The sequence below is a fragment of the Colwellia psychrerythraea 34H genome (genome assembly GCF_000012325.1).
In the GTDB taxonomy this organism is placed as follows: domain Bacteria; phylum Pseudomonadota; class Gammaproteobacteria; order Enterobacterales; family Alteromonadaceae; genus Colwellia; species Colwellia psychrerythraea_A.
On the sequence record NC_003910.7, the window covers coordinates 2613370 to 2633286 of the forward strand.

The following is a 19917-nucleotide window of genomic DNA, read 5'->3' on the forward strand; positions in this document are numbered from 1 at the left end:
CGAATTGATAATGAAAGAAACTCCTAACTCCTTCGCACAAAGCATCCGCTAACTAAGTTCTATCAGTTCTCTCTACGCAATTTAAGCAACCAGGAAGTGTGGTTTCTCTCTGCATCATAAAACACGGCCATGGTGAAGAAAAACATGAGTAATAATATGATGTGTGCTGCTAGGCTTATCCCAAAGTAGATGATACTGCCGAGATAGGCCGCAAATGCTCCGCTCCACATAAGTGCTAGGATTGTCATAATATAGAATCTACTGACTGGGTCAGGAATATGTCTCAGTGGGTTTTTGCTAGAGTCAAAAATATATTTGTAGTAATCGTATATCTGAAGTGCAAATTTTTTCATGACAAGCTCTCTTTGTTAATTGTCTCTCTTATTAATGTACGGTAGCTTTTCGCATTTGGATTGGTATTGCGCTATGTATCTCCACATTTTGCAAATATTCTCCAGTCTCAGTGTTAAATTATTTAGCTGTTAACACATAACAAATTAAGCAAGGAGTGTAGTGGGGCTTAGGTATTGTGTTGTTTGTACTTAGTCTTATTAGTGGTTTATCAAGAGTGTTTGGTGGAATCCATTTTCCTCTCGACATTTTAGCTGCTATTTCAGTCGCAATGTTTTTATCCTTGGTCGTATTTACATTACGTAACAAAACCAGTTACTTATTAAATTATTTTGTGGAGAAAAGCTCTAATAATAAAGTAAACTAGGACACGTACCTGAAGCTACGCTTCATCTTGTTAAACCCTTCTAATCGACTAAATTTTGCCTATTCTGACGGGCGATATATGGTTGGAATATAGGACTCTCTAATAAAGGAATATATATGGATCTATTAACTCAAAATAATATCGAATCAGTTGTAAAAAAACATTTAGGGTTTGCAATGTTTTTAGCAATGGTCCCTATTGTTTTTATAAAAAGTATTGAATTTTTTTCTGGTGGAAATCAACTTGATTCATTATTGATTTTATTAATGCCGTTAAGCATTGTAGGTGCATGTGGGCATTTTATTCAATGTGTTTTAATTGATTTGGCTGTTACTAATAACACAGAATAAGCGCCACTTTTCTACACCATTTTAGTAAAACCTTAATAGCTTCATAAATGGGTATTGGTTGCGAAATAATCGGGTTTAGTATGTGCTTTAAATGACAATTATGTCTCGTTTTTTCTTTTTCAAACAACTGTCTATTAAAAGGTTATTAAAGGCTTTTACAACATATGCTAAATATTCTGTTAATACTTCCGCCTGTTATTTCAATGGCACACGTTTTTTTATCAATAATATTATATTTATTTGATATTCAATACTCTGGGAATTTATTAATTCTTTTTAGTTTACCAATAATAGTGGTGACTTCTATTCATATTTATATTGCGATCTTTGATTACTCTCTATCTAAAAGCGAGCATATTGGCTATGCACTTATTCACATTCCATTCTCAATTACTTTTTCTTTTCTAGCTCTACTCTTTTTTATTCCTAAGGATAATGGACAAGTTGATGCATCGAGCAAATTTAAAGATACTTTATTACAATGCGTAGATATAAGAGAAGCAGAGTGTTTGAAGAACTTGTATCTACGTAAAAACTCGGTTATAAAAAACTAAAATAGGGCATGCAGCAGTTGACTATGTTCCACTTAGATAGACATTTAACCAATCTCATATTTAGTCAGTTGAAGGAGTTTATCTTGGGTACATCAATTAATCATTCCAATAAAATGAGTATTAAGCCGATACTTTAAGCTGATTGATAACTTGTAGAGCAGAAATATAACAAGTAAATTAACAAATAAAAGATAACCCGGAGTATTAATGAATATTGAAGTAGTAGAAAACCCAGAGCAAGAATTAATTGATTATCTGAATAAACAAATTAGTGACTTCAATTGGGCTAATTGGGAAGTAAGCGAACGAATCCCCTTAGCCGTACAAATTAAAAGTGATGAAGGTGAGGTTATTGCTGGTGCTGCAGCTCGTTCATTTGGCAATTGGTTATTATTAGATACATTGTGGGTTTCAGATGAATTACGTGGCCAAAATATAGGTAGTAAAATTCTCAAAGAGGTAGAAGCGTTAGGTAAAAAACGCGGGTGTATAAAATGTCTTTTAGATACGCTAAATTTTCAAGCAATGCCTTTTTATGAAAAACACGGCTATAAAACTGAGTGGATACAACAGGATTATCCTAAAACTGGTTGTAAGTATTTTATGGTTAAAGAGTTATAATTAGCTCTTGTAGTTATAACTAACAATGCGTTTAAACGTTCAAAATGTAGTTGGTTGTTCTATCAATTTTTACCTCTTTATGGGACCTTATATACCATGAAAATACTTGTGTTAATGTTAACTGTTTTGTCTTTTTCCTGCTTTGCAGAGATTGATCTTGTTAAAATTGATAAATCTGAACGCAGAATGTATTTGCTTGAAAATGGAAAAACAATTAAAGAATATCATGTTGCTTTTGGTGAAAATCCGAAAGGGCATAAAGAAAAAGAAGGTGATGAAAAAACACCAGAAGGTATTTACATATTAGATTACAAAAAGGAAGATTCATCCTTTTATCGTGCAATGCATATTAGTTACCCTAATCAAGCCGATTTAGATAATGCAAAAATAAAAGGCTTTTCAGCAGGAGGCTTAATTATGATTCATGGACAACGAAATGAGCTTGCTGGGGTTTCAGCATTTACGCAGCGGTTCAATTGGACAAATGGGTGCATCGCATTAACGAACTCAGAAATGGATCAATTTATGTCTTTGGTAAAAGTAGGTACAAAAATCCATATAGAGTGGTAAAGGGCATATAGCCATTGATTTAAGCGGGCCTTGTGACCCTTGGCTAGTTTTCGTTCCACTAGCCTAATAGCCAATTATTTTTCCTCTTAGGGGGCCGTTATATTTAAAGGATTAAATACATATGTCATTTTTAAAATCATTCTTCATCTTTTTAGTGCTTTGGTTAAGTGGTTGTAGTTCAAACCCCAATTACTATGAACCCAAAAATTGTGGCTCTGCAACTCCAGTATGTTTAGCCATAGCAGGCGTTGCAAATATGGCTACTCATGATAGTGGACCTTCAAAAAAGTGCTCTGATATGACAGGTGAAAGAAGAGAACAGTGTATGGCGAAAGTTGATTCGTTAAAAAAGCACATTAAAGATGCGAGTGAAAACAGATAAGGTAAATCAATGTGATGCCCAACAGTAGTTGCTGAACGTACGTCACTATTTTAGTCAACCTATAAAAGCCCTTCAGTGGGCCGTAGAGTGTTAGTGTCACCTAGATACTACCTATTTTTAAAATGGAGCATGGAATGCCAAAACAAAATATTATTATTTTTCTTCTCACCCTTATATTAAGTGGTTGTGCATCAAACTCAGCGTTAAACAAGAAAGCCGACAATGATGAAAAGGCTGGTGATTATTATGAATCTATAGGACAGCCTGAAGCAGCTGAAAGATCACGTAAAATGGCTCAGGATAACCGTGATGATTCATTGAGTGTTGAAGCGATTTTAGTCGATCTATTATTTAGGAAAGATGATAAATAACAATAATTTACATCATAAATCATTAATAGGGACTCAATACGAGTTTGGGTTATGCAGCTCAATTTCAGTCCCTTTTATTTAGCCTTAATGAGGCCTTAGGAAAATAAGAGAGGATATGGATTATTTAATCGCAATTGTACTGTTTGCAATCTCATCGTCAGTTACTCCTGGTCCAAACAATATTACGATTATGGCTTCTGGTGTCAATTTTGGTATTCGTAGAAGTATGCCATTATTTTTGGGGATCTGTGTTGGGTTTGCCGTAATGTTACTGCTTGTCGGTATTGGTTTTGGGCAGATCTTTGAAAAAATTCCTACTTTACATATCTTTATAAAATTTATTGGTACCTTGTATTTACTGTATTTAGCTTTTTTAATCGCTACGGCTGATGAAATAACTATGTCAAATACTCCAGCCAAGCCGTTAACTTTCATGAAAGGCGCTTTGTTTCAATGGTTGAATGCAAAGGCTTGGGTGGTAGCAACGGGAGCAATAGCTGCGTTTACAACCGTTGGTGTAGATTTTTACACCCAAAATATCATCATAGCCTTAACATTTTTGGTTATCTCGTTTCCTTGTGTAGGTATTTGGTTGTTTTTCGGATCAACGTTGAAAAAGCGACTTAAATCTAAACAACACCGGAAAGTGTTTAACTATTCTATGGGGGGATTATTAGTTATATCAGTAATCCCTGTAATAAAAGAATTGAGTGTTCAACTTACCCAATAAAAAAATAAAGTAGGGAATAAAAGCAGTAGGTTATGTGCTGTTTTAACAATTAACTAAACGATACTTTAATTTGTTATTTTGGGTGTTAGTTAGAAAGGAATCACAAAAATGCTAAATCGTATAATTATTCTAATGATCGCAATGACGTCACTAAATATTAATGCCGAGACGGTATTGGAACTAGGCGAATACCCACCTAATTATTTAGGTCGTGATGTTAATGGCAACGATGTTACGTTAGAAGATAATAAGGGAAAAATTGTCGTTATATCTTTTTGGGCTTCTTGGTGTTCACCATGTTTAAAAGAACTTCCTATTTTAGAGGGTATCCAAAACAAAGTTGGAGACGACAAAGTTAAAGTTGTTGCTATAAACTTTAAAGAAAATAGTAAACAATATCGTCGCATTAAAAATAAACTGTCCACTTTAAAATTAACGCTAACACATGATAAACGTGGTGCTATAGGTAAAAAATTTGGCGTTAAGGGTATTCCAAATTTATTTATTGTTGGTAAGGATGGTAAGCTTTTATTTCATAAAATTGGTTATGGTGCATCATCAATAAATAAAATAGTAAAAGTGTTAAATGAAGAGCTTGCAAGCTAATAATACCTTCAAAAGGATTAAAAACTGTTGCCTGTTTTCGTTTCTTAATTATTAAAGTTCAGTATTATAAGGCACTTTACGTGGGCGTTAGCACTTACAGCGCAGACAATACTTTGATGCATTTTGAGGTAACGTCGGATCCTTTACCTGTTACATAAGCTGTAGTAATGGCACCTTCTTTCATAATGCATATAGCATCGAGTAGGAGAGGGTGATCTGAAGTTAACTTCTTTTGTATTAATTGTCTTACTTCTTCTTTGTGCTCACTGCAATAGCGAGAAATATCACTGCCCTTATCACTAAATTCTGCCGCAGTGTTAATAAAGAAGCATCCTCTAAAATTACCGAGCTTTGGCTCTTTGTTATCGAACCAGTTCCCAAGCGCATTAAATAGTTGCTCAATAACCTCTTGATCAGACTGAGTGTCTGACAATTGCTCTTTTAACCATGTGATAAACGTTTCATGCCTTTGCCTTAAAGCGGCTAAAACTAACGTATTTTTACTTTCAAAATGGCTGTAAAGCGTTCTTTTGGCCACACCTGAAATTTTCAATATTTCATTGATACCAATAGAGTTTACGCCATTGTCGTAAAAAAGCGCTAGTGAAGTACTTACCAAAAGTTCACGTTTCTTATTCATTTATTTCTCCTTTGCTATCAATATCTATATTGACAAATGTATACCGACTTGTCTACTATAGCAGGTAGACAAATCGGTCTACTCTGTGTGAGGTTTTTATGAATAATTATTTGCTATCCGTTATAGCTGGCTTTGGGGCATTCTTAGCTATAGGTTTGTTGTCCTATATGGAAGCTATTTTGGGGGATGTTGCTTTACTAATGGCACCGTTTGGGGCAACCGCAGTATTGGTGTTTGGCGTCCCTGATAGTCCGTTAGCTCAACCTAAAAATGTAATTTTAGGGCATTTTATCACTGCATTCATTGGCGTGGTATTTGTTCAATATGTCGGTGTAACACCACTAACGTTAGCACTAGCTACTGGGCTTGGTGTCACGGCAATGTTGGCATCTAAGACTACGCATCCGCCAGCAGGAGCTAATCCTATTCTCATTATGCTATCAGCTCAGGGGTGGGGGTTTTTGATCACACCTGTGTTAATAGGGGCAGTTATCATCGTTTTAGTGGGTAAAGCGTTGCGTATGTTGCAAAATAAATATTCTAGATTAGAGAACTAACAAACGTTTAATAGTGATTCACAACGTAGGGTATTCTTAAGTAGATTTAAGTGTTAATAAAATAGAGGGTTTACAAATAGTCTGATAGAGGGGACTAACATTTATTGCTGAAACTCTTGAGCGTTATGCCCATATTGTCTACAATAGCGCACTTTTTATTTACTACAAGTCACGCACATGAACGACACTACCTCGCTACCAGCTTTACCTGATCGCCTTTCTGTTAACCCTCGCAGCCCACATCATGTGGAAGAAATCTTCGAGCACGACATAGGTATTATGCTAAACGGCAAAGAGCATTTTGATGTTGAGGAATATTGCATCAGTGAAGGTTGGGTAAAAATTCCAGCACACAAAGCATTAGATCGTCGCGGACAACCTCTTATGAGAACGGTAAAAGGCACAGTTGAAGCGTTTTATCGTTAAGATATAATTAGAAAACCGATAATTTAGCCAACGTTGATGCCACTCATCAGTTGGCGTAATAGTTAAGTAGTGTTGCAAGGCCACTTACTATCATCGCTTAGGGTCTAGGAGAATTTAGACCCTATGTTTTCTTATACTGCAATATATCCCTCCTTTCTTCTAGTCAATGCGAACACAGCTTAGCCTTTGAATCCGCTAGTAAAATATTACACTAATTACCCTGTATATGAATGTTTGGTATTACTAGGCATTGAGTAGCTTTATAGATCTATTTGTGATTAAGTTGAAAAATAATTAATAAATAGTGTGAAAATATTTGTCCTCTAAGTGGGACCTTCTATCTATCAACCTTCTAAAGGATATTTCATGGCATATGAAAGAATAATGGGACTAGACGTTATTGATGATCAAGAATATCAAAAGTATCGGGAGGCAATGATGCCTATCCTAAAATCTTTTGGTGGTTCATTTGGTTATGATTTCAGGGTTTCTGAAGTGTTGTTAACAAAAACAGCAGACAATATTAATCGAGTTTTCACCATCGCTTTTCCTAATCAAAAGCAAATGGATGATTTTTTTTCAGATCCTGATTATTTAGTTGTTAAAGAAAAATTTTTTGATAAGTCAGTCAAAAGTAAAACTACAATATCGGTACATGAAACAGAGCTGTAATAAGCACTTTTATAATATCAATTTAAAAGTGATATACGCGTAAACTTAATGTTGTTTGTTAACCAGAACGTCACCTGCTCATCATAGAAGGAATCTAGATTGAACATAACTAAAAAGAACCTTAAAGACGCTGTAACAGAAAATATTCTTTCCGTTGAGCAATCAGAAAAACTTATTGAATTTTTGAACGCTCAACCTAATATTGGACCTAAATTCGATTTCACTCATATTCTTTATTATTTTGGCGGCATGATTGCAATAGCTGCTATGACGCTTTTTATGGGCTTAGGCTGGGAGTCATTCGGAGGTCTTGGTATTGTATCAATCTCTCTATTTTATGCTGCTATTGGCTTGAAACTTACCAATAGTTTTAAAGCTAAAGGTTACGATATCCCTGCTGGGATATGTGGGACTTTTGTTATTGCGTTAACACCATTAGCTGTTTATGGATTGCAACATGCCTTAGGTGTATGGCCAGATGAAAGTGTCTATCGAGAATATCATCGGTATATTAAATGGCATTGGCTGTATATGGAGCTAAGTACATTAGCTGTTGGTGCTATTTTCGCATGGAAATACAAATACCCATTTTTAATGATGCCGATTGCAGTGACGCTTTGGTATTTATCAATGGATATCACCGCAATGCTTTCTGGTGGAGATTTTGATTGGGAGCTAAGAAAATTAGTTTCTATGTACAGCGGTTTATTGATGATTGCATTAGCTTTTTGGATTGATATTCGATCACGAAATAAAGCTGATTATGCTTTTTGGATCTATTTATTTGGGGTGATTGCCTTTTGGATAGGAATGTCACTTCAATACTCGGATAGCGAACTCTCTAAATTCATTTACTTTTGTATTAATCTCATCATGATCTTTGTTGGGGTAATGCTGGTTCGTCGAGTATTTGTTGTTTTCGGTGCTTTAGGTTGCAGTGGTTACATAGGTCACCTTGCGTTCGATATATTTCAAGATAGCTGGTTATTTCCTATCACATTAACCGTATTAGGATTATTGGTCATTTACCTTGGCATTCTATGGCAAAAACATGAGCAAGGGATCACAGATAAAGCGAGAAAAATATTACCTGTAGCACTGCGTGAATTATTAGAATCTAAGTAATATGCAACAGTATAAAAGAGTTATCTGAAAGTACTAAGGCAACGGTATATAAGAATTGTTTTTTGTCCAAGCTAACTGCAGTGTAAATGACTTATCAGAAGTAATGAATAATGACACGCAACCTTATACCGTTACGTGTCATGACTAGTTCGTTATGGTTTTGTTGAATTCTCTATTGCTTGTATTTCAACGGCTATTTTCTCTGCTTCTGCAGTAATCATTGAATAGGATTTAATATCTCCATTTCTTTGTGCATGCATCGCTTGCTCAAGTTTAGCTTCATAAAGTTTATTCAATTTTTTTACTGGGTCTTTCTTAAATATTGAGAACATTTAAATCACTTTTAAGTTGGTTATCTAGGTTAATACGGTTATAAATGGATTTTAGTTTTTATTATTTACATTTTATTTTTTTAGGGGTTATCAATGTCTCACTCACAAACAAGCTGCCTTTGTGGAGCAGTCAAAATTACCGCAGAGCAAATTAATCCTAAATTTACTGTATGCCATTGCCAATCGTGCAGAACCTGGGGTGGAGCTCCTTTTTTTGCAGTTAAATGCGGTACTAATGTTAACATTGAAGGAGAGGAAAACGTTAAAATGTATGAATCTTCTTCTTGGGCATCTCGTGGTTTTTGCACTCAATGTGGAACGCATTTGTTCTATAAACTTAAAGGAACAGGTGAATATAATATGCCGGTAGGTTTGTTTCCAAACTTGGAAGGCTTAGAAATGGATATGCAGTATTTTAGTGATATGCGTCCCAGTTATTATTGCTTTGCCAATGAAACAAAAGAAATGACCACCGCTGAGATAATGGCGTATTTTGCAAAAGAAACCTAACTTATTAAATAATTAACTGTTATGAAAACAGAACTAAAACATATGAATAGCTTCATGATTCATATGTTTTAGTTAATACTTATCAAATACGTAAAATGGATTTATGTATCAGTTAGATACCAGGAAGATGATTTATGAACAACCTTTGTACTTATATAGCGGTAACAAAAGGTGAGATCAGCGTTGTGAAGTTAGTGACTTCCCAATCGTTTGACAAATCATATGTGGATCAAGACATTGTTGTTAAGTGCACGGAATCAGTCTTTCATTTTACCAATGGCGTTGTAATGAAATATTGCAGCGAATCTGATTTAATTGAAGCGAATGAGCAAGTATGTGCTGAATGTTGGATTTCTTATGAGGTGATTGCTGAGTCTGGCGATACTCAAGTATTTCCTAAAAAGAAGACGTTCATAAATCATTGCCAAGAAGATTTCTGGCTAAAAATTAGCAACAACTCCGCCAATGTATAATGCTAAGGTGTTATTAAGGGTAAGCACGACAAAGTAGGCTGGTGTTAGATAATGTTCAATATGACGTTTTAATTTGTATTTATTAGACTAATCTCATTAATAAGAGTAAGAAAACAGTTAATTACATTAGGGTCTGTTGATCTTTCGAGATTGTTTTTGCAGCGACTTGTAGGGTGTTTATACAAGGCAGAGCCTTTGTCATGTGGTTGTTCCACATAAAAAGGCGATAACGCCGTAAAAATGACCAACAAACGCTGTCCGAAGGATTCGGCTAAAAGCGTTTTACTCTTTGTTGAGTAGTATTTGCTTAGAATGACTAGGCTACATACTACTCGCCGCGATTAAAACGCTTTTATCTCGAACAAAATTTAACCGCGAAAGATCAACAGACCCTAGTATGGAGCAATATGAAAGTAGTTAAAATAAAACAAATTCTGTTGTTGTTAACTAGCTTATCGCTAGTTTCCTGAAGTTTGATAGATACCCAGCAACTTCACGATGATACTCGCCCAATTATCGTTATTAGTAATTACGAACAAGTAAGTGGTTGTCGTTACATTAGTGAATTAGTGGGATCAGAAGGGCATTGGTATAGCTTTTTTTTCATTTCTAATACCGAACTCACTATTGCCAGTATCAATGACTTGAAGAACCAAGCAAGTGACGTTGGCGCTAATACCATTTATATAGAGAAACATATGGGATTTGGAACCTCAGTGACTTTTCTAGGACAAGCATACGACTGTCCATTTTCTTGAAGTAACGACTCATCACTTTTTACCGTATATTCTAACTAAACTGAGTCGGTAGAATGACATCATATTCATTTTAGAATGTTGTGAAACGTAGCTCGAATTTTTAATATTTATGTCATAAATTTACCTGGTTGGCGTTTTATGGGTACCGAGTTTATTTACACATCAAAATTGAAAAAGAAAAAGTTAATTGTCATTTTTATATCCGCTTAAGTATAAAAAATCTGTAGCCTAATTCAGGACTACAGATTTAATGATGCAATTAACCTGTCGTTAGTTAATTTATGTCGTTAATTCGTGCTCTTATAAGTAATCTGGCGCATCTAGCGTCTGTCCATGCATTTTACCTGTAACTGCTGCCATGTACGCTTTAGCAGTATCGTTAGCAGATAAACCTGATTCCGTATCCATACCCATCATTGCCATTGTTTCTTTAACAAATACTGGGGCAACAACATTTACTCTAAAGTTATCGACTTCTAAAGCTGCTGCTTTAACAAAACTCTCTAATGCACCGTTAGCCATACTTATTACCGCACTACCATGCATAGGCTCTCTTGATAAAACACCTGATGTTAAGGTGATTGAACCGCCTTCGTTTATAAAACTCTTTCCTAAACGTAGTAAGTTTATCTGTCCCATCAATTTGTTATTTAGTGCCGTTTGATAATCGATGTCAGTTAAGTCATCAAAACCTGCAAAAGCCGCTACCCCTGCAGTAGAAATCACTGCATCTACATGACCAACTACTTCAAACATGTTGCGGATTGATTCTGGGCTACCTAAATCAACTTTTACATCACCGTTAGCATAATTTGCTGAAATGACTTCATGGTTAGCTTTAAGGTTTGCTTCAACTGCTTGTCCTATAGTGCCGCTAGCACCTACTAATAAAATTTTCATATCAATCTCCAAATGGTCTTCTTGTTTAAGTTGTGTGTATTATATTGATTGTATAAAATAGAAAAATAACCTTGAAAAGAAATGATTGTTCTCATGAAGAGAAAGATAGACTTATTAAAAGCGATGAGTACCTTTATTGTTGTTATTGATAAAGGAAGTTTTAGCGCGGCATCAAGAGAACTCAATATAGTGACTTCTGCTATCAGTCGACAGGTCTCAGATTTAGAAGATCACTTTGCGTGTCAATTGCTTTATAGAAGCACCAGAGCCATGAGTCTCACCGCCGAGGGTAAACAGTACCTTGAACAATTTAGAAATATAATCGGTAGTGTTGAACAATTAGAGAATAAATCAGACGACTTGAATCGAGTATTATCAGGACACTTAACCATTTCAGCCCCTAGTGGCTCTGCATCGTTAGGCTTTCTAAAATCAGCCAGTGATTTTATGAAACTACATCCAAAGGTAAAAATATCTTGGTTATTCGTCAATCGATTCGTCAATATGGTGCAAGAGGGGATAGATTTATCTATTCGGGTTGGTGAGTTACCTGATTCTAATTTTATTGCTCGACGATACGGTTCTACCCAGATTAACTTTGTCGCTAGTGAGCAGTACATCAACCAACATGGTAAACCTAAACACCCAAAAGAGTTGTCCAAGCATCAGTGTCTAGTAGATAGCTCTAATCGCTTTCCTTTACGTTGGCGTTATCAAGAAGAAGGCAAAGAGCATCATGCTGCTATTGATTCTTTTGCTGAAGCGAATGATGGCGACATAGTTGCAAAATTAGCAACAGAAGGACTAGGCATCGCTTATCTACCGACGTTTCTGACTCAACAGTATTTAGATAATGGAACATTAATACCAATATTAACTGAATTTCAATTTGACCGGATTCCTGTTTCATTGGTTTATCCTGCTAAGTTAATGATAAATCCGTTGATGAAATCTCTAGTAGGTTACTTATTAGAAGACTTGAAGAACGATTAACCTGATAAGTAACTTGATCGTTTATTCATGAGAGTCACCCGTTCTATCTAATTTTGTTTGCAGGTTAATGTTGTTTAGACTGAGTCAAAACTAAATTACATTTCACTATGCGAAATCATCTTTCCAAAGTTAAATCGTCACTGAGTTGACACTAGTGTCAAGTTCATGCGAATCTGATAGACCAAATTATCAGCAATATTTTTAATCTATATCAAAAAATATAATAAAAACTAGGAATAGATCATGGAAATTTTATATCAAGTTGAAGATAAGCCGCCTATTGGTACCTCCATATTACTTGCAGCACAGCACTTACTCGCCGCTTTAGGAGCAATCATAACTGTACCGCTAGTCGTTGGTGGTGTTTTGAATCTACCGGTAGAGGATATTGTCGTATTGGTTAACGCGGCAATGCTAGTTTCGGGTGTAGTTACTATTATTCAGTGTAAAGGGGTTGGGCCCGTTGGAATTAGGCTTCCTTGCGTTATGGGAACCAGTTTTACCTTTGTCGGCGTTTCCATCGCTATTGGATTTGAACACGGAGTGGCAGGAATACTAGGCTCGGCTTTAGTTGCATCACTCGTTATGATTATTGGCAGCTTTTTTATGCCAATGATTAGACGATTTTTCCCACCAATAGTTACAGGCACAGTTGTAACCCTAATTGGACTGTCATTAATTCCCGTCGCCGTTGATTGGTTTGCAGGTGGTCAAGTAGGACAAGAAGGTTATGCATCACTGCCTAATTTAGCGATAGGATTATTTGTTTTAACAACGGTGATACTGTTATCTATTTTTGGCAAAGGGATCTTATCGGCAGCCGCTGTGGTAATAGGTATGGCGCTGGGATTCATGGCATGTGTGGTCTTAGGTTTGGTCGACTTTAAGCCTGTGCAAGATTCTCCATTATTTGCTTTGCCAAGTCCTTTTCATTTTGGTTTAACTTTTCCAATTAGCGGCATTATCGGTATGTCTATTGCCTACTTGGTGACAATAGTTGAATCTACCGGTGACTTTTTAGCACTATCGAATGTGACAAAAACAAAATTAACCGGAAAGAAATTATCTAGTGGAATATTATGTGATGGGCTAGGTTCAGCTTTAGCGTCATTATTTTCTACTACCCCTTTTTCCTCTTTCTCACAAAACGTAGGTATTGTTGGCATGACAGGCGTAGCAAGTCGCTATGTTGTTGCCATCACGGGCGCCATGTTGATTCTTGCTGGTTTATTTCCAATCATTGGTGCCTTGGTAGTAGCTATACCACTTCCTGTGCTTGGTGGTGCTGGCTTGGTTATGTTTGCAATGATAATTACTGCAGGGGTAAATATTTTATCTCACACTAAACATACTAAAAGAAATGGCATTATTATCGCGGTAAGTATTGGCGCGGGTATGGCAGTAACTGTACGTCCTGAGTTGTTAAGTCACTTACCCGACTTCCTTAAAATCATTCTTGCTTCTGGTATTACTACCGGCTCAGTAATTGCGTTGCTGTTAAATGCGGTGCTTCCTGATGGCGATATAATTGTTGAGACTGAAGAAGAAAATCCTAGCAACAATGAAGTTGAAAGTTCCCCCAACTTGATTTAAACAGCTTAACAGCTTAACTATGAAACAATGGCCTGATTAATCAGGCCATTGACAATGCATGAGCAAACCGTTATTTCGAAGTGATTCATTTCAAGGTTTTACTTCAACGTGATAGAAATTTTAGTTCCTTGCTCACTTGAAAGCGTGAATAACCAGTTTTGATGTTCACATAAACGTTTTACAATCGATAAGCCAAAACCATACCCCGTACTTTGACTACCTTTAACTGCGGGTTCGGTTATATTACCTGAAATGCTTTGTTGTATACCTGGACCGGTATCAGCAACAATCAGTGTTTTATCTTGCATCTCAATGATGACCTTACCTTGTTGAGTATATTGAAAAGCATTGGCAATTAAATTGTCTAATAATACCGTTAACATACCTGATTGCGCATAAACGTCTACATTACAATTATCATTTACTTCCACTTGTATTGGTTTGTTATTGATGAGGTGATTCTGGTCAATAATAGATTGCTCAATTAAGGGCAGTATTTTTATGTGCTTTTTGTCTACTTCGGTATGTTCTTCCCTTGCAAGGGTAAGCAACGTGGTAACTGTTTGCTCCATTTGCGTGCTCGCTTGGGATATACGATCGATCACGGGATTACTTACATCAGTCGAGTGTTGATTACGATAAACCTCTACCGCATTTTTTATAATAGAGACAGGGGTTCTAAGTTCATGGCTGACGTCACGAGTAAAACATTTTTCTCTGACCAAACTTTGGTTAATTCGGGTCATCGCGGTTTCTAGGGTCTGCGCTAAAATTCCTATTTCATTATTAGGGAATTGCTGTGCAAACTTATCGGGGATTTGTTCAGGGGCAACACCATTAACTAAATCGGCGAGTTGCTTCAATGGCATAGCGGTTTTTCTGCCTATCTGCCAGGCGATAACAAAGGCAAGTAATACTAATATTAAGCCTGCAATCAACATTAATTTTAAGATGCCTTTAGTGAAAGGGCGGACTAACAGCATTTCACTGACTTCTGCGACAAGGTAAACATCTTCTGATTTGGGTAATGCTAATAAATGATAGTGACGACCGTCTTCTCCTGAAAATTCTTTTCTGTTTGGTTCAGCAATATATCGCTGCTTGATGTCATCAGGTAAAGTACTTTTTGAGAAGTACAACGTCATATGGCTCACGCGAGGGGCTGACCAAGACTTATCCTGATCATAACGTTGTTGTAAAAATTGAGCTTCTTGTCTGACTTCACGTTCAATAAATTCATCTTCAATGTTGTACATTAAAATGAAACAAAACCCGCCCCAAACCGCAGATATTAACAAGGTAAATAAACAAAATTGGCTAACAATTTTTCTACTTAAACTGTGAAGTTTCACTGGATTTTTAGGTGTTGGAATTTGAGGTTGATTAGTTTTATTGTTATTTATCATTGTTTATTACATCGCTTTTTACATGACTTTCTACATTTAAGAGGAAGCCAATACCGTGCATGGTTTTAATCATCGGATAATCAAAAGGTTTATCTAACATATTACGCAACTGGTAAATATGAGATCTAAGTGCGTCGGATTCTGTCGGCTCATCTCCCCATAACTTCTGGGATAACTTTGAACGACTCACGACTTGAGGATAAGCTTCCGCTAAAATTGTGAGAATACGATAGCCCATAGTATGTAATTCAAGGTTTTGTCCAGAACGCGTGACTTGTTGTCTTTTTCTATCAATGCATAGCTGATCAAATATTAAGGTATCATTGGTTTGTAATAAATGGCGTCTTGATAAAGCGAAACAGCGAACTTCGAGTTCTTCTAAAGAGAAGGGCTTAGTTAAATAATCATCTGCACCAAGAGTAAAACCTGAAATTTTATCATCGATACTGTCTCTTGCGGTGAGCATGATAATGGGTACATGATGGCGAGCTTGTTTACGCAATTTTTTGCAAACCTCAAGCCCATCCATAACGGGTAAATTCAAATCGAGAATGACTAAATCATAATGATTAGTTAATGCCAGTTCCAATCCTTGATCACCCTGGGTTGCAAAGTCTAATACATGTCCTTTATCTTCCATGTAGTTAGCAATATTTTGGGCGATACTTTGTTGATCTTCAACGACTAGAATATACAAAGATTGATTATTCATTTAATTTCTCGAATTGAAGAGCTCTTTACTATTTTGATGTAAAAAATAGTAAGGGCTGCTTGCGTTAGCAATTATCTTACAAGGTTTTTAACATGTCTTGCGCTGCTTTGAAATTAGGTTTTGCAGTAATAGCTTTATCAACTAATACCTTTGCATTATAGCTATTACTTGGATTGTACTTATTGGCTTCAACTGGACCGCCTTTAGGGCTGACGATATCAACAACAATGCCATTGATTATAAACACAGTATCCGCTTTTGAGAAATCATCAAATTCGTATCCGGGTTGTTTATCTCCTTGGTCATTACCACTAACGACCATTAACACTTTATTGTTGTCCGATTTTAATGCTGCTTGAGCAGGTAAAGCCGTCATCACTAACGTAGCAAATAGCGTGATTAATACTACTGTGTGTTGTTTTAAAATGTTCATTTGTTTCTCTCTCCTTAGTATGACGACATTATGATCGAGACTACGTGAAATAGATGTGAAACTGTTTTGGCTCAAGCAATATGTGATACTTTTTTGTTAAACATAATGCTTTATATATCGGCCATTAATTGCTTAACCGAACTCTTTAAACTATGTCGACTAGCGTATACACCTAATAAGGTAACTGTGGACAAAATAATGGCTAATGTTATGAACAATATGAATAAGTCAGGTTGATAAGAAAGTGAGAACTGAGATTGATAAATTAACATACCGGTAATGTAGGTACCGGCTATTGCACCTATTGCTATGATTAAGGCGGTAATTAACCATTCAATAATATTGAGCTGCAAACAGGTGTTTTTTAAAAAACCAAAGCTCATTATCACGCTGTTCTTTTTCTTTTCTTTGCTTTCAAGTGCATTAATTGATGACAAAATCACAATAATAGCGAGTAAAATAATCATCACCGCAAAACCGCTGATAACTTTGGTGATCATGGCTAAAATGTCATCAAACTGTTTTGTTAATTCCTGTAGGGAGACCATTCTTATAGTAGGGTGATTTTCCCATAATTGACTAAGCAGTGGCCATTGATCCTCATTCAGTTCTAAACTAGACATATTATATTGCGGCGCATTGATGTGTTGCAGGGCTGTCTGGGGCATTTGCACCCAGAAAGTAATTGAACCTGCGCCGGGTTTAAATTCATGACTCGCTGTAATAGTAAAAGTGTAGCTTTGTTGGTGAATAATAAAGGTAAGCTCGTCTCCTAGGGATAAACCTAAATCGGTCATTACTTCATCTTCAAGGGATATTTGTTGCCAGTTTTTAGCCTCTTTTTGCCACCATGCCCCTTGAACCAAGCGGTTATTCTTTGGAAGTTTTTCACTCCAATGCAATCTAATAGCGTTTGATAATGTCGCTAAGCTGTCACTGGGCTTTTGTGTAAATTCACTGAGTGTTTGGTTGTTGATTTTCACTACTTTGGCATACAAGTAAGGCTTAGTTTGACGCAGACTAATATTATGTTGTTTTGACCATTGCTCGATTGCTTTCATTTGAGGCTGACTTGCTTGTGAAATCATCACATTACCATCATGTGTTCTCTGGTATGAAACCATGGTGTCGCCTAAGTCTTTTAAAAGCATGAGCGTAAACAATAATAAAAATGTGCTTAATCCAATTCCCAACATTTGAGTGCTTTTGCTTAATAAACGCTGTTTCATCATAAACAAGGTAAAAGGGATGAGTCCTGAAAATTGTTGGGTAGCTTTTTCACCTAAGCTTAACACTGCCCAACTAATCGCTGCCATTAATACGATAGTGATTGAAATACTACCGACTAACATCAGGGTTAATAAACCATTATCTGAGTACTTCACAGCAACAAAAACAAGAACCACCAAGGCGCATAGTTTAATGAGCGCTAACGAAATACTTTTTTGATTTTGATGAAACAACTTAGCCACAGATGTTTGACACAAGGTTAACCAAACAGGTGAATGAAAGACGGCAAACAGTAATACACAAGTTGCGACCGTTTTAGCGGTAAGCCAGATCTCTAATTGCCAGGTGATTTCAGCAAATGTTTCAGATAACCAACCGATGACCAACCAATGCAATGAAATAGATAAAATCGCCACAACAGGTATAAGTAGCACTATATTAATGAACCATTTAATCAGTGATAACTGTAAACCTGTTGCTTTTGAAGCGCCTAAGCTCATACAAATTGCTGAAAAATACTGTTCTTTTTTTAAGTGTACTTGCGCTATTTGTTCAATAGCGATAGCAGCCATAAAAAATAAAATAATGGAGGCTAAGCCTAAAAAGTTTTCAGTGCGTTGCCAAAAGGAGGCTAACGGATGAGAGCCGTTTTTATGATGAATTTTCGCTGCGGGAAGTTGCGCTTGTTGCCACTCAATAAGTTGCTGTATTTTTGATTTTGATGCCGTAACAAGATAACGATTCTGAATAAGATCTGTTGGGAAAGCTAACTTTTCCATATCATCAACATTGATGATAGCGCGCATAGCTACATTATGTCCTTCCATCAATCTATCTGGCTCGTGAATTAGCACTCTTGATACGATAAAGGCTCGTTCACCTATGCTTATAGCGTCACCAATCGATAATGTTAGGCTGGCAAATAGACGGCTGTCTAACCATATATTTCCTGCTGTAGGACCACCGTTGGTTTCTGTTGCTGGACTCTGCAAAGAAGTTGAAGTGAGTAGTTTCCCTTGTAAGGGGTAGTCATTTCCTACCGCTTTGAGCTTGGACCGTTGCCACTTATCGTTGAATGTTAACGTAGCATTAATCTGCATTGTCTTGACCACATTATCACTGAAATTGCTCAACGAAGTTAACTGAGCCGTTGTTAATTTATCTTTTTGAGTTAATACCGCATCGGCACCCAAAAGATTTTGTAAATTTCCTTCCAGGTACTTTTGAATGCTGTTGCTGGATAACGATAAAGTGACGATAAAAATCATTAATATCGCTTGAACCCAGCGCAGTAATTGTTGGTGAGGCTGGCGGTATTCTTGCGTGAAATAGTACCAAGCCAATAGCATATGATGATTTAACATGATGCTACCCGCTGCTCTTCTGTAGAGAGGTATTTAGTGATGTCTTGTTCTTCAGTGGGATTAATCGATGACGTTTTAGTGAGCTCTCCATCTGCAAGGGAATAAATGTTCTGTGCTTTACTGGCAAGGGCATTGCTGTGAGTGACTATGATTAAAGCGGCATTATTTTCTTGGCAGCAGGCAAATAAAATATCAGAAATTTCATTCGCATTATGTTGGTCTAAATTACCCGTTGGTTCATCGGCAAATATAAACTTGGGTGAAAATACTAACGCACGCGCGATGGCAACACGTTGTTGTTCTCCACCACTTAATTGTGATGGTTTATGATCCGCTCTATCGGACAAACCTACCTTTTCTAACCACTGCTTTGCTTTGCTTATTGCTTGTTTATCACCACGTAATTTCAATGGTAAAGCAATGTTGTGCAAAGCAGTTAACTCAGGCAGTAAATGAAATTGTTGAAAAATAAAACCAATGTCTGAGCGTAAGTTATCAAGTGTTGAAGTGTGTTTATCATTAAGGTAATGACCATGACCTGAGCTGGGTTTTTCTAAACCTGAAAGCAGCATAAGTAAACTTGACTTACCAGCACCTGAAGGGCCTGTTATGGCGTAGGATTGTCCTTGGTTTATAGTTAAATCAAGATTTTTAAATAAGGTAATAGTTGAAGCCTTATTTTTATTAGTCGTGTTTTCAGAAGTAGAGTTTTTATGTCCAAGACTGCCAGAAGAGTTGCTTGCAAAGGATTGAGACACACTTTTTAATTCAATTGAACTAGTCATAAATTTACACCACAGTAATAATTCATGCTGGTATCGTATGGGTATGCCTGTGAAACGAATGTGAAATTCAAGAAAGTAATAGTGTAATTTCAGCTTTCATATCTAA

The 19917-nt window shown here is 36.4% G+C and carries 26 protein-coding genes; 17 read left to right on the forward strand and 9 right to left on the reverse strand.

The annotated features are described in order from the left end of the window. The first annotated feature begins 529 nt into the window (after window positions 1-529). The 8 genes from CPS_RS24365 to CPS_RS11170 all read left to right on the forward strand — a co-directional run bounded on the left by CPS_RS24365 (window position 530) and on the right by CPS_RS11170 (window position 4902). Window positions 530-718, forward strand: coding sequence for a phosphatase PAP2 family protein (locus tag CPS_RS24365; protein ID WP_011043311.1), 189 nt, complete (start codon window positions 530-532; stop codon window positions 716-718). A gap of 116 nt (window positions 719-834) precedes the next feature. Continuing rightward, window positions 835-1068 (forward strand): hypothetical protein, encoded by a 234-nt coding sequence (locus tag CPS_RS11135; protein ID WP_011043312.1) that lies wholly within the window; start codon window positions 835-837, stop codon window positions 1066-1068. 761 nt (window positions 1069-1829) lie between these two features. Beyond that, on the forward strand, window positions 1830-2243 hold the full coding sequence (locus CPS_RS11145) for a GNAT family N-acetyltransferase (RefSeq protein ID WP_011043314.1): 414 nt from the start codon (window positions 1830-1832) through the stop codon (window positions 2241-2243). Between the two features lie 96 nt (window positions 2244-2339). Then, window positions 2340-2813, forward strand: a complete 474-nt coding sequence (locus CPS_RS11150) for a L,D-transpeptidase family protein (protein WP_041736935.1) — start codon at window positions 2340-2342, stop codon at window positions 2811-2813. Between the two features lie 121 nt (window positions 2814-2934). Continuing rightward, window positions 2935-3195: a hypothetical protein gene (locus CPS_RS11155; protein WP_011043316.1), complete on the forward strand. Its 261-nt coding sequence runs from the start codon at window positions 2935-2937 to the stop codon at window positions 3193-3195. A gap of 134 nt (window positions 3196-3329) precedes the next feature. Continuing rightward, the gene (locus CPS_RS11160; protein WP_011043317.1) at window positions 3330-3566 is read left to right on the forward strand and encodes a hypothetical protein; all 237 of its coding nucleotides are present in this window, start codon (window positions 3330-3332) and stop codon (window positions 3564-3566) included. 115 nt (window positions 3567-3681) lie between these two features. Further along, complete coding sequence (locus CPS_RS11165; protein WP_011043318.1) at window positions 3682-4296, forward strand: LysE family translocator; 615 nt, start codon at window positions 3682-3684, stop codon at window positions 4294-4296. A 108-nt stretch (window positions 4297-4404) separates the two neighbouring features. Continuing rightward, window positions 4405-4902, forward strand: coding sequence for a TlpA disulfide reductase family protein (locus tag CPS_RS11170; RefSeq protein ID WP_011043319.1), 498 nt, complete (start codon window positions 4405-4407; stop codon window positions 4900-4902). A 94-nt stretch (window positions 4903-4996) separates the two neighbouring features. Here CPS_RS11170 and CPS_RS11175 read toward each other — a convergent pair whose 3' ends face one another. Then, window positions 4997-5542, reverse strand: a complete 546-nt coding sequence (locus CPS_RS11175) for a TetR/AcrR family transcriptional regulator (protein WP_011043320.1) — start codon at window positions 5540-5542, stop codon at window positions 4997-4999. Window positions 5543-5640: 98 nt separating this feature from the next. Here CPS_RS11175 and CPS_RS11180 point away from each other — a divergent pair, with 98 nt between their 5' ends. The 4 genes from CPS_RS11180 to CPS_RS11195 all read left to right on the forward strand — a co-directional run bounded on the left by CPS_RS11180 (window position 5641) and on the right by CPS_RS11195 (window position 8322). Then, window positions 5641-6099, forward strand: a complete 459-nt coding sequence (locus CPS_RS11180) for an HPP family protein (RefSeq protein ID WP_011043321.1) — start codon at window positions 5641-5643, stop codon at window positions 6097-6099. 177 nt (window positions 6100-6276) lie between these two features. After that, window positions 6277-6525 (forward strand): DUF3297 family protein, encoded by a 249-nt coding sequence (locus tag CPS_RS11185; RefSeq protein WP_011043322.1) that lies wholly within the window; start codon window positions 6277-6279, stop codon window positions 6523-6525. 366 nt (window positions 6526-6891) lie between these two features. After that, on the forward strand, window positions 6892-7197 hold the full coding sequence (locus tag CPS_RS11190; RefSeq protein ID WP_011043323.1) for a DUF1330 domain-containing protein: 306 nt from the start codon (window positions 6892-6894) through the stop codon (window positions 7195-7197). A 99-nt stretch (window positions 7198-7296) separates the two neighbouring features. Beyond that, entirely contained in the window at window positions 7297-8322 is a 1026-nt protein-coding gene (locus CPS_RS11195) for a hypothetical protein (RefSeq protein WP_011043324.1), read from the forward strand. 152 nt (window positions 8323-8474) lie between these two features. Here the strand turns inward: CPS_RS11195 and CPS_RS11200 are convergent, their stop codons facing one another. After that, entirely contained in the window at window positions 8475-8654 is a 180-nt protein-coding gene (locus tag CPS_RS11200) for a DUF6435 family protein (protein WP_011043326.1), read from the reverse strand. A gap of 93 nt (window positions 8655-8747) precedes the next feature. On the opposite strand from CPS_RS11200, the gene CPS_RS11205 reads away from it, so the two are divergent. Beyond that, on the forward strand, window positions 8748-9164 hold the full coding sequence (locus CPS_RS11205) for a GFA family protein (RefSeq protein ID WP_011043327.1): 417 nt from the start codon (window positions 8748-8750) through the stop codon (window positions 9162-9164). Between the two features lie 134 nt (window positions 9165-9298). Continuing rightward, window positions 9299-9637 (forward strand): hypothetical protein, encoded by a 339-nt coding sequence (locus CPS_RS11210; protein WP_011043328.1) that lies wholly within the window; start codon window positions 9299-9301, stop codon window positions 9635-9637. 68 nt (window positions 9638-9705) lie between these two features. Here the strand turns inward: CPS_RS11210 and CPS_RS24105 are convergent, their stop codons facing one another. After that, on the reverse strand, window positions 9706-9951 hold the full coding sequence (locus tag CPS_RS24105; protein ID WP_081428723.1) for a hypothetical protein: 246 nt from the start codon (window positions 9949-9951) through the stop codon (window positions 9706-9708). Between the two features lie 159 nt (window positions 9952-10110). Between CPS_RS24105 and CPS_RS11215 the strand changes: the two genes are divergently transcribed. Continuing rightward, window positions 10111-10395 (forward strand): DUF4156 domain-containing protein, encoded by a 285-nt coding sequence (locus tag CPS_RS11215; protein ID WP_011043329.1) that lies wholly within the window; start codon window positions 10111-10113, stop codon window positions 10393-10395. A gap of 300 nt (window positions 10396-10695) precedes the next feature. Here the strand turns inward: CPS_RS11215 and CPS_RS11220 are convergent, their stop codons facing one another. Beyond that, complete coding sequence (locus CPS_RS11220) at window positions 10696-11295, reverse strand: short chain dehydrogenase (protein WP_011043330.1); 600 nt, start codon at window positions 11293-11295, stop codon at window positions 10696-10698. A 93-nt stretch (window positions 11296-11388) separates the two neighbouring features. Between CPS_RS11220 and CPS_RS11225 the strand changes: the two genes are divergently transcribed. Together CPS_RS11225 and CPS_RS11230 are read left to right on the forward strand one after the other, a co-directional pair. Beyond that, a complete protein-coding gene (locus CPS_RS11225) occupies window positions 11389-12288 on the forward strand; it encodes a LysR family transcriptional regulator (RefSeq protein ID WP_138140270.1) in 900 nt (299 codons plus the stop codon). Between the two features lie 243 nt (window positions 12289-12531). Continuing rightward, window positions 12532-13881, forward strand: a complete 1350-nt coding sequence (locus CPS_RS11230; RefSeq protein WP_011043332.1) for a nucleobase:cation symporter-2 family protein — start codon at window positions 12532-12534, stop codon at window positions 13879-13881. 98 nt (window positions 13882-13979) lie between these two features. Here CPS_RS11230 and CPS_RS11235 read toward each other — a convergent pair whose 3' ends face one another. The 5 genes from CPS_RS11235 to CPS_RS11255 form a co-directional block, all read right to left on the reverse strand. Beyond that, on the reverse strand, window positions 13980-15287 hold the full coding sequence (locus CPS_RS11235) for a sensor histidine kinase (protein WP_011043333.1): 1308 nt from the start codon (window positions 15285-15287) through the stop codon (window positions 13980-13982). Then, on the reverse strand, window positions 15277-15999 hold the full coding sequence (locus CPS_RS11240; protein ID WP_011043334.1) for a response regulator transcription factor: 723 nt from the start codon (window positions 15997-15999) through the stop codon (window positions 15277-15279). Before CPS_RS11240 ends, CPS_RS11235 begins: the two co-directional genes overlap by 11 nt. A gap of 76 nt (window positions 16000-16075) precedes the next feature. Continuing rightward, window positions 16076-16432 (reverse strand): hypothetical protein, encoded by a 357-nt coding sequence (locus tag CPS_RS11245; RefSeq protein ID WP_011043335.1) that lies wholly within the window; start codon window positions 16430-16432, stop codon window positions 16076-16078. 110 nt (window positions 16433-16542) lie between these two features. Further along, the gene (locus tag CPS_RS11250) at window positions 16543-19026 is read right to left on the reverse strand and encodes an ABC transporter permease (RefSeq protein ID WP_011043336.1); all 2484 of its coding nucleotides are present in this window, start codon (window positions 19024-19026) and stop codon (window positions 16543-16545) included. Next, a complete protein-coding gene (locus tag CPS_RS11255; RefSeq protein WP_011043337.1) occupies window positions 19020-19811 on the reverse strand; it encodes an ABC transporter ATP-binding protein in 792 nt (263 codons plus the stop codon). The genes CPS_RS11250 and CPS_RS11255 overlap by 7 nt, the downstream gene beginning before the upstream one ends. Window positions 19812-19917 lie beyond the last annotated feature (106 nt).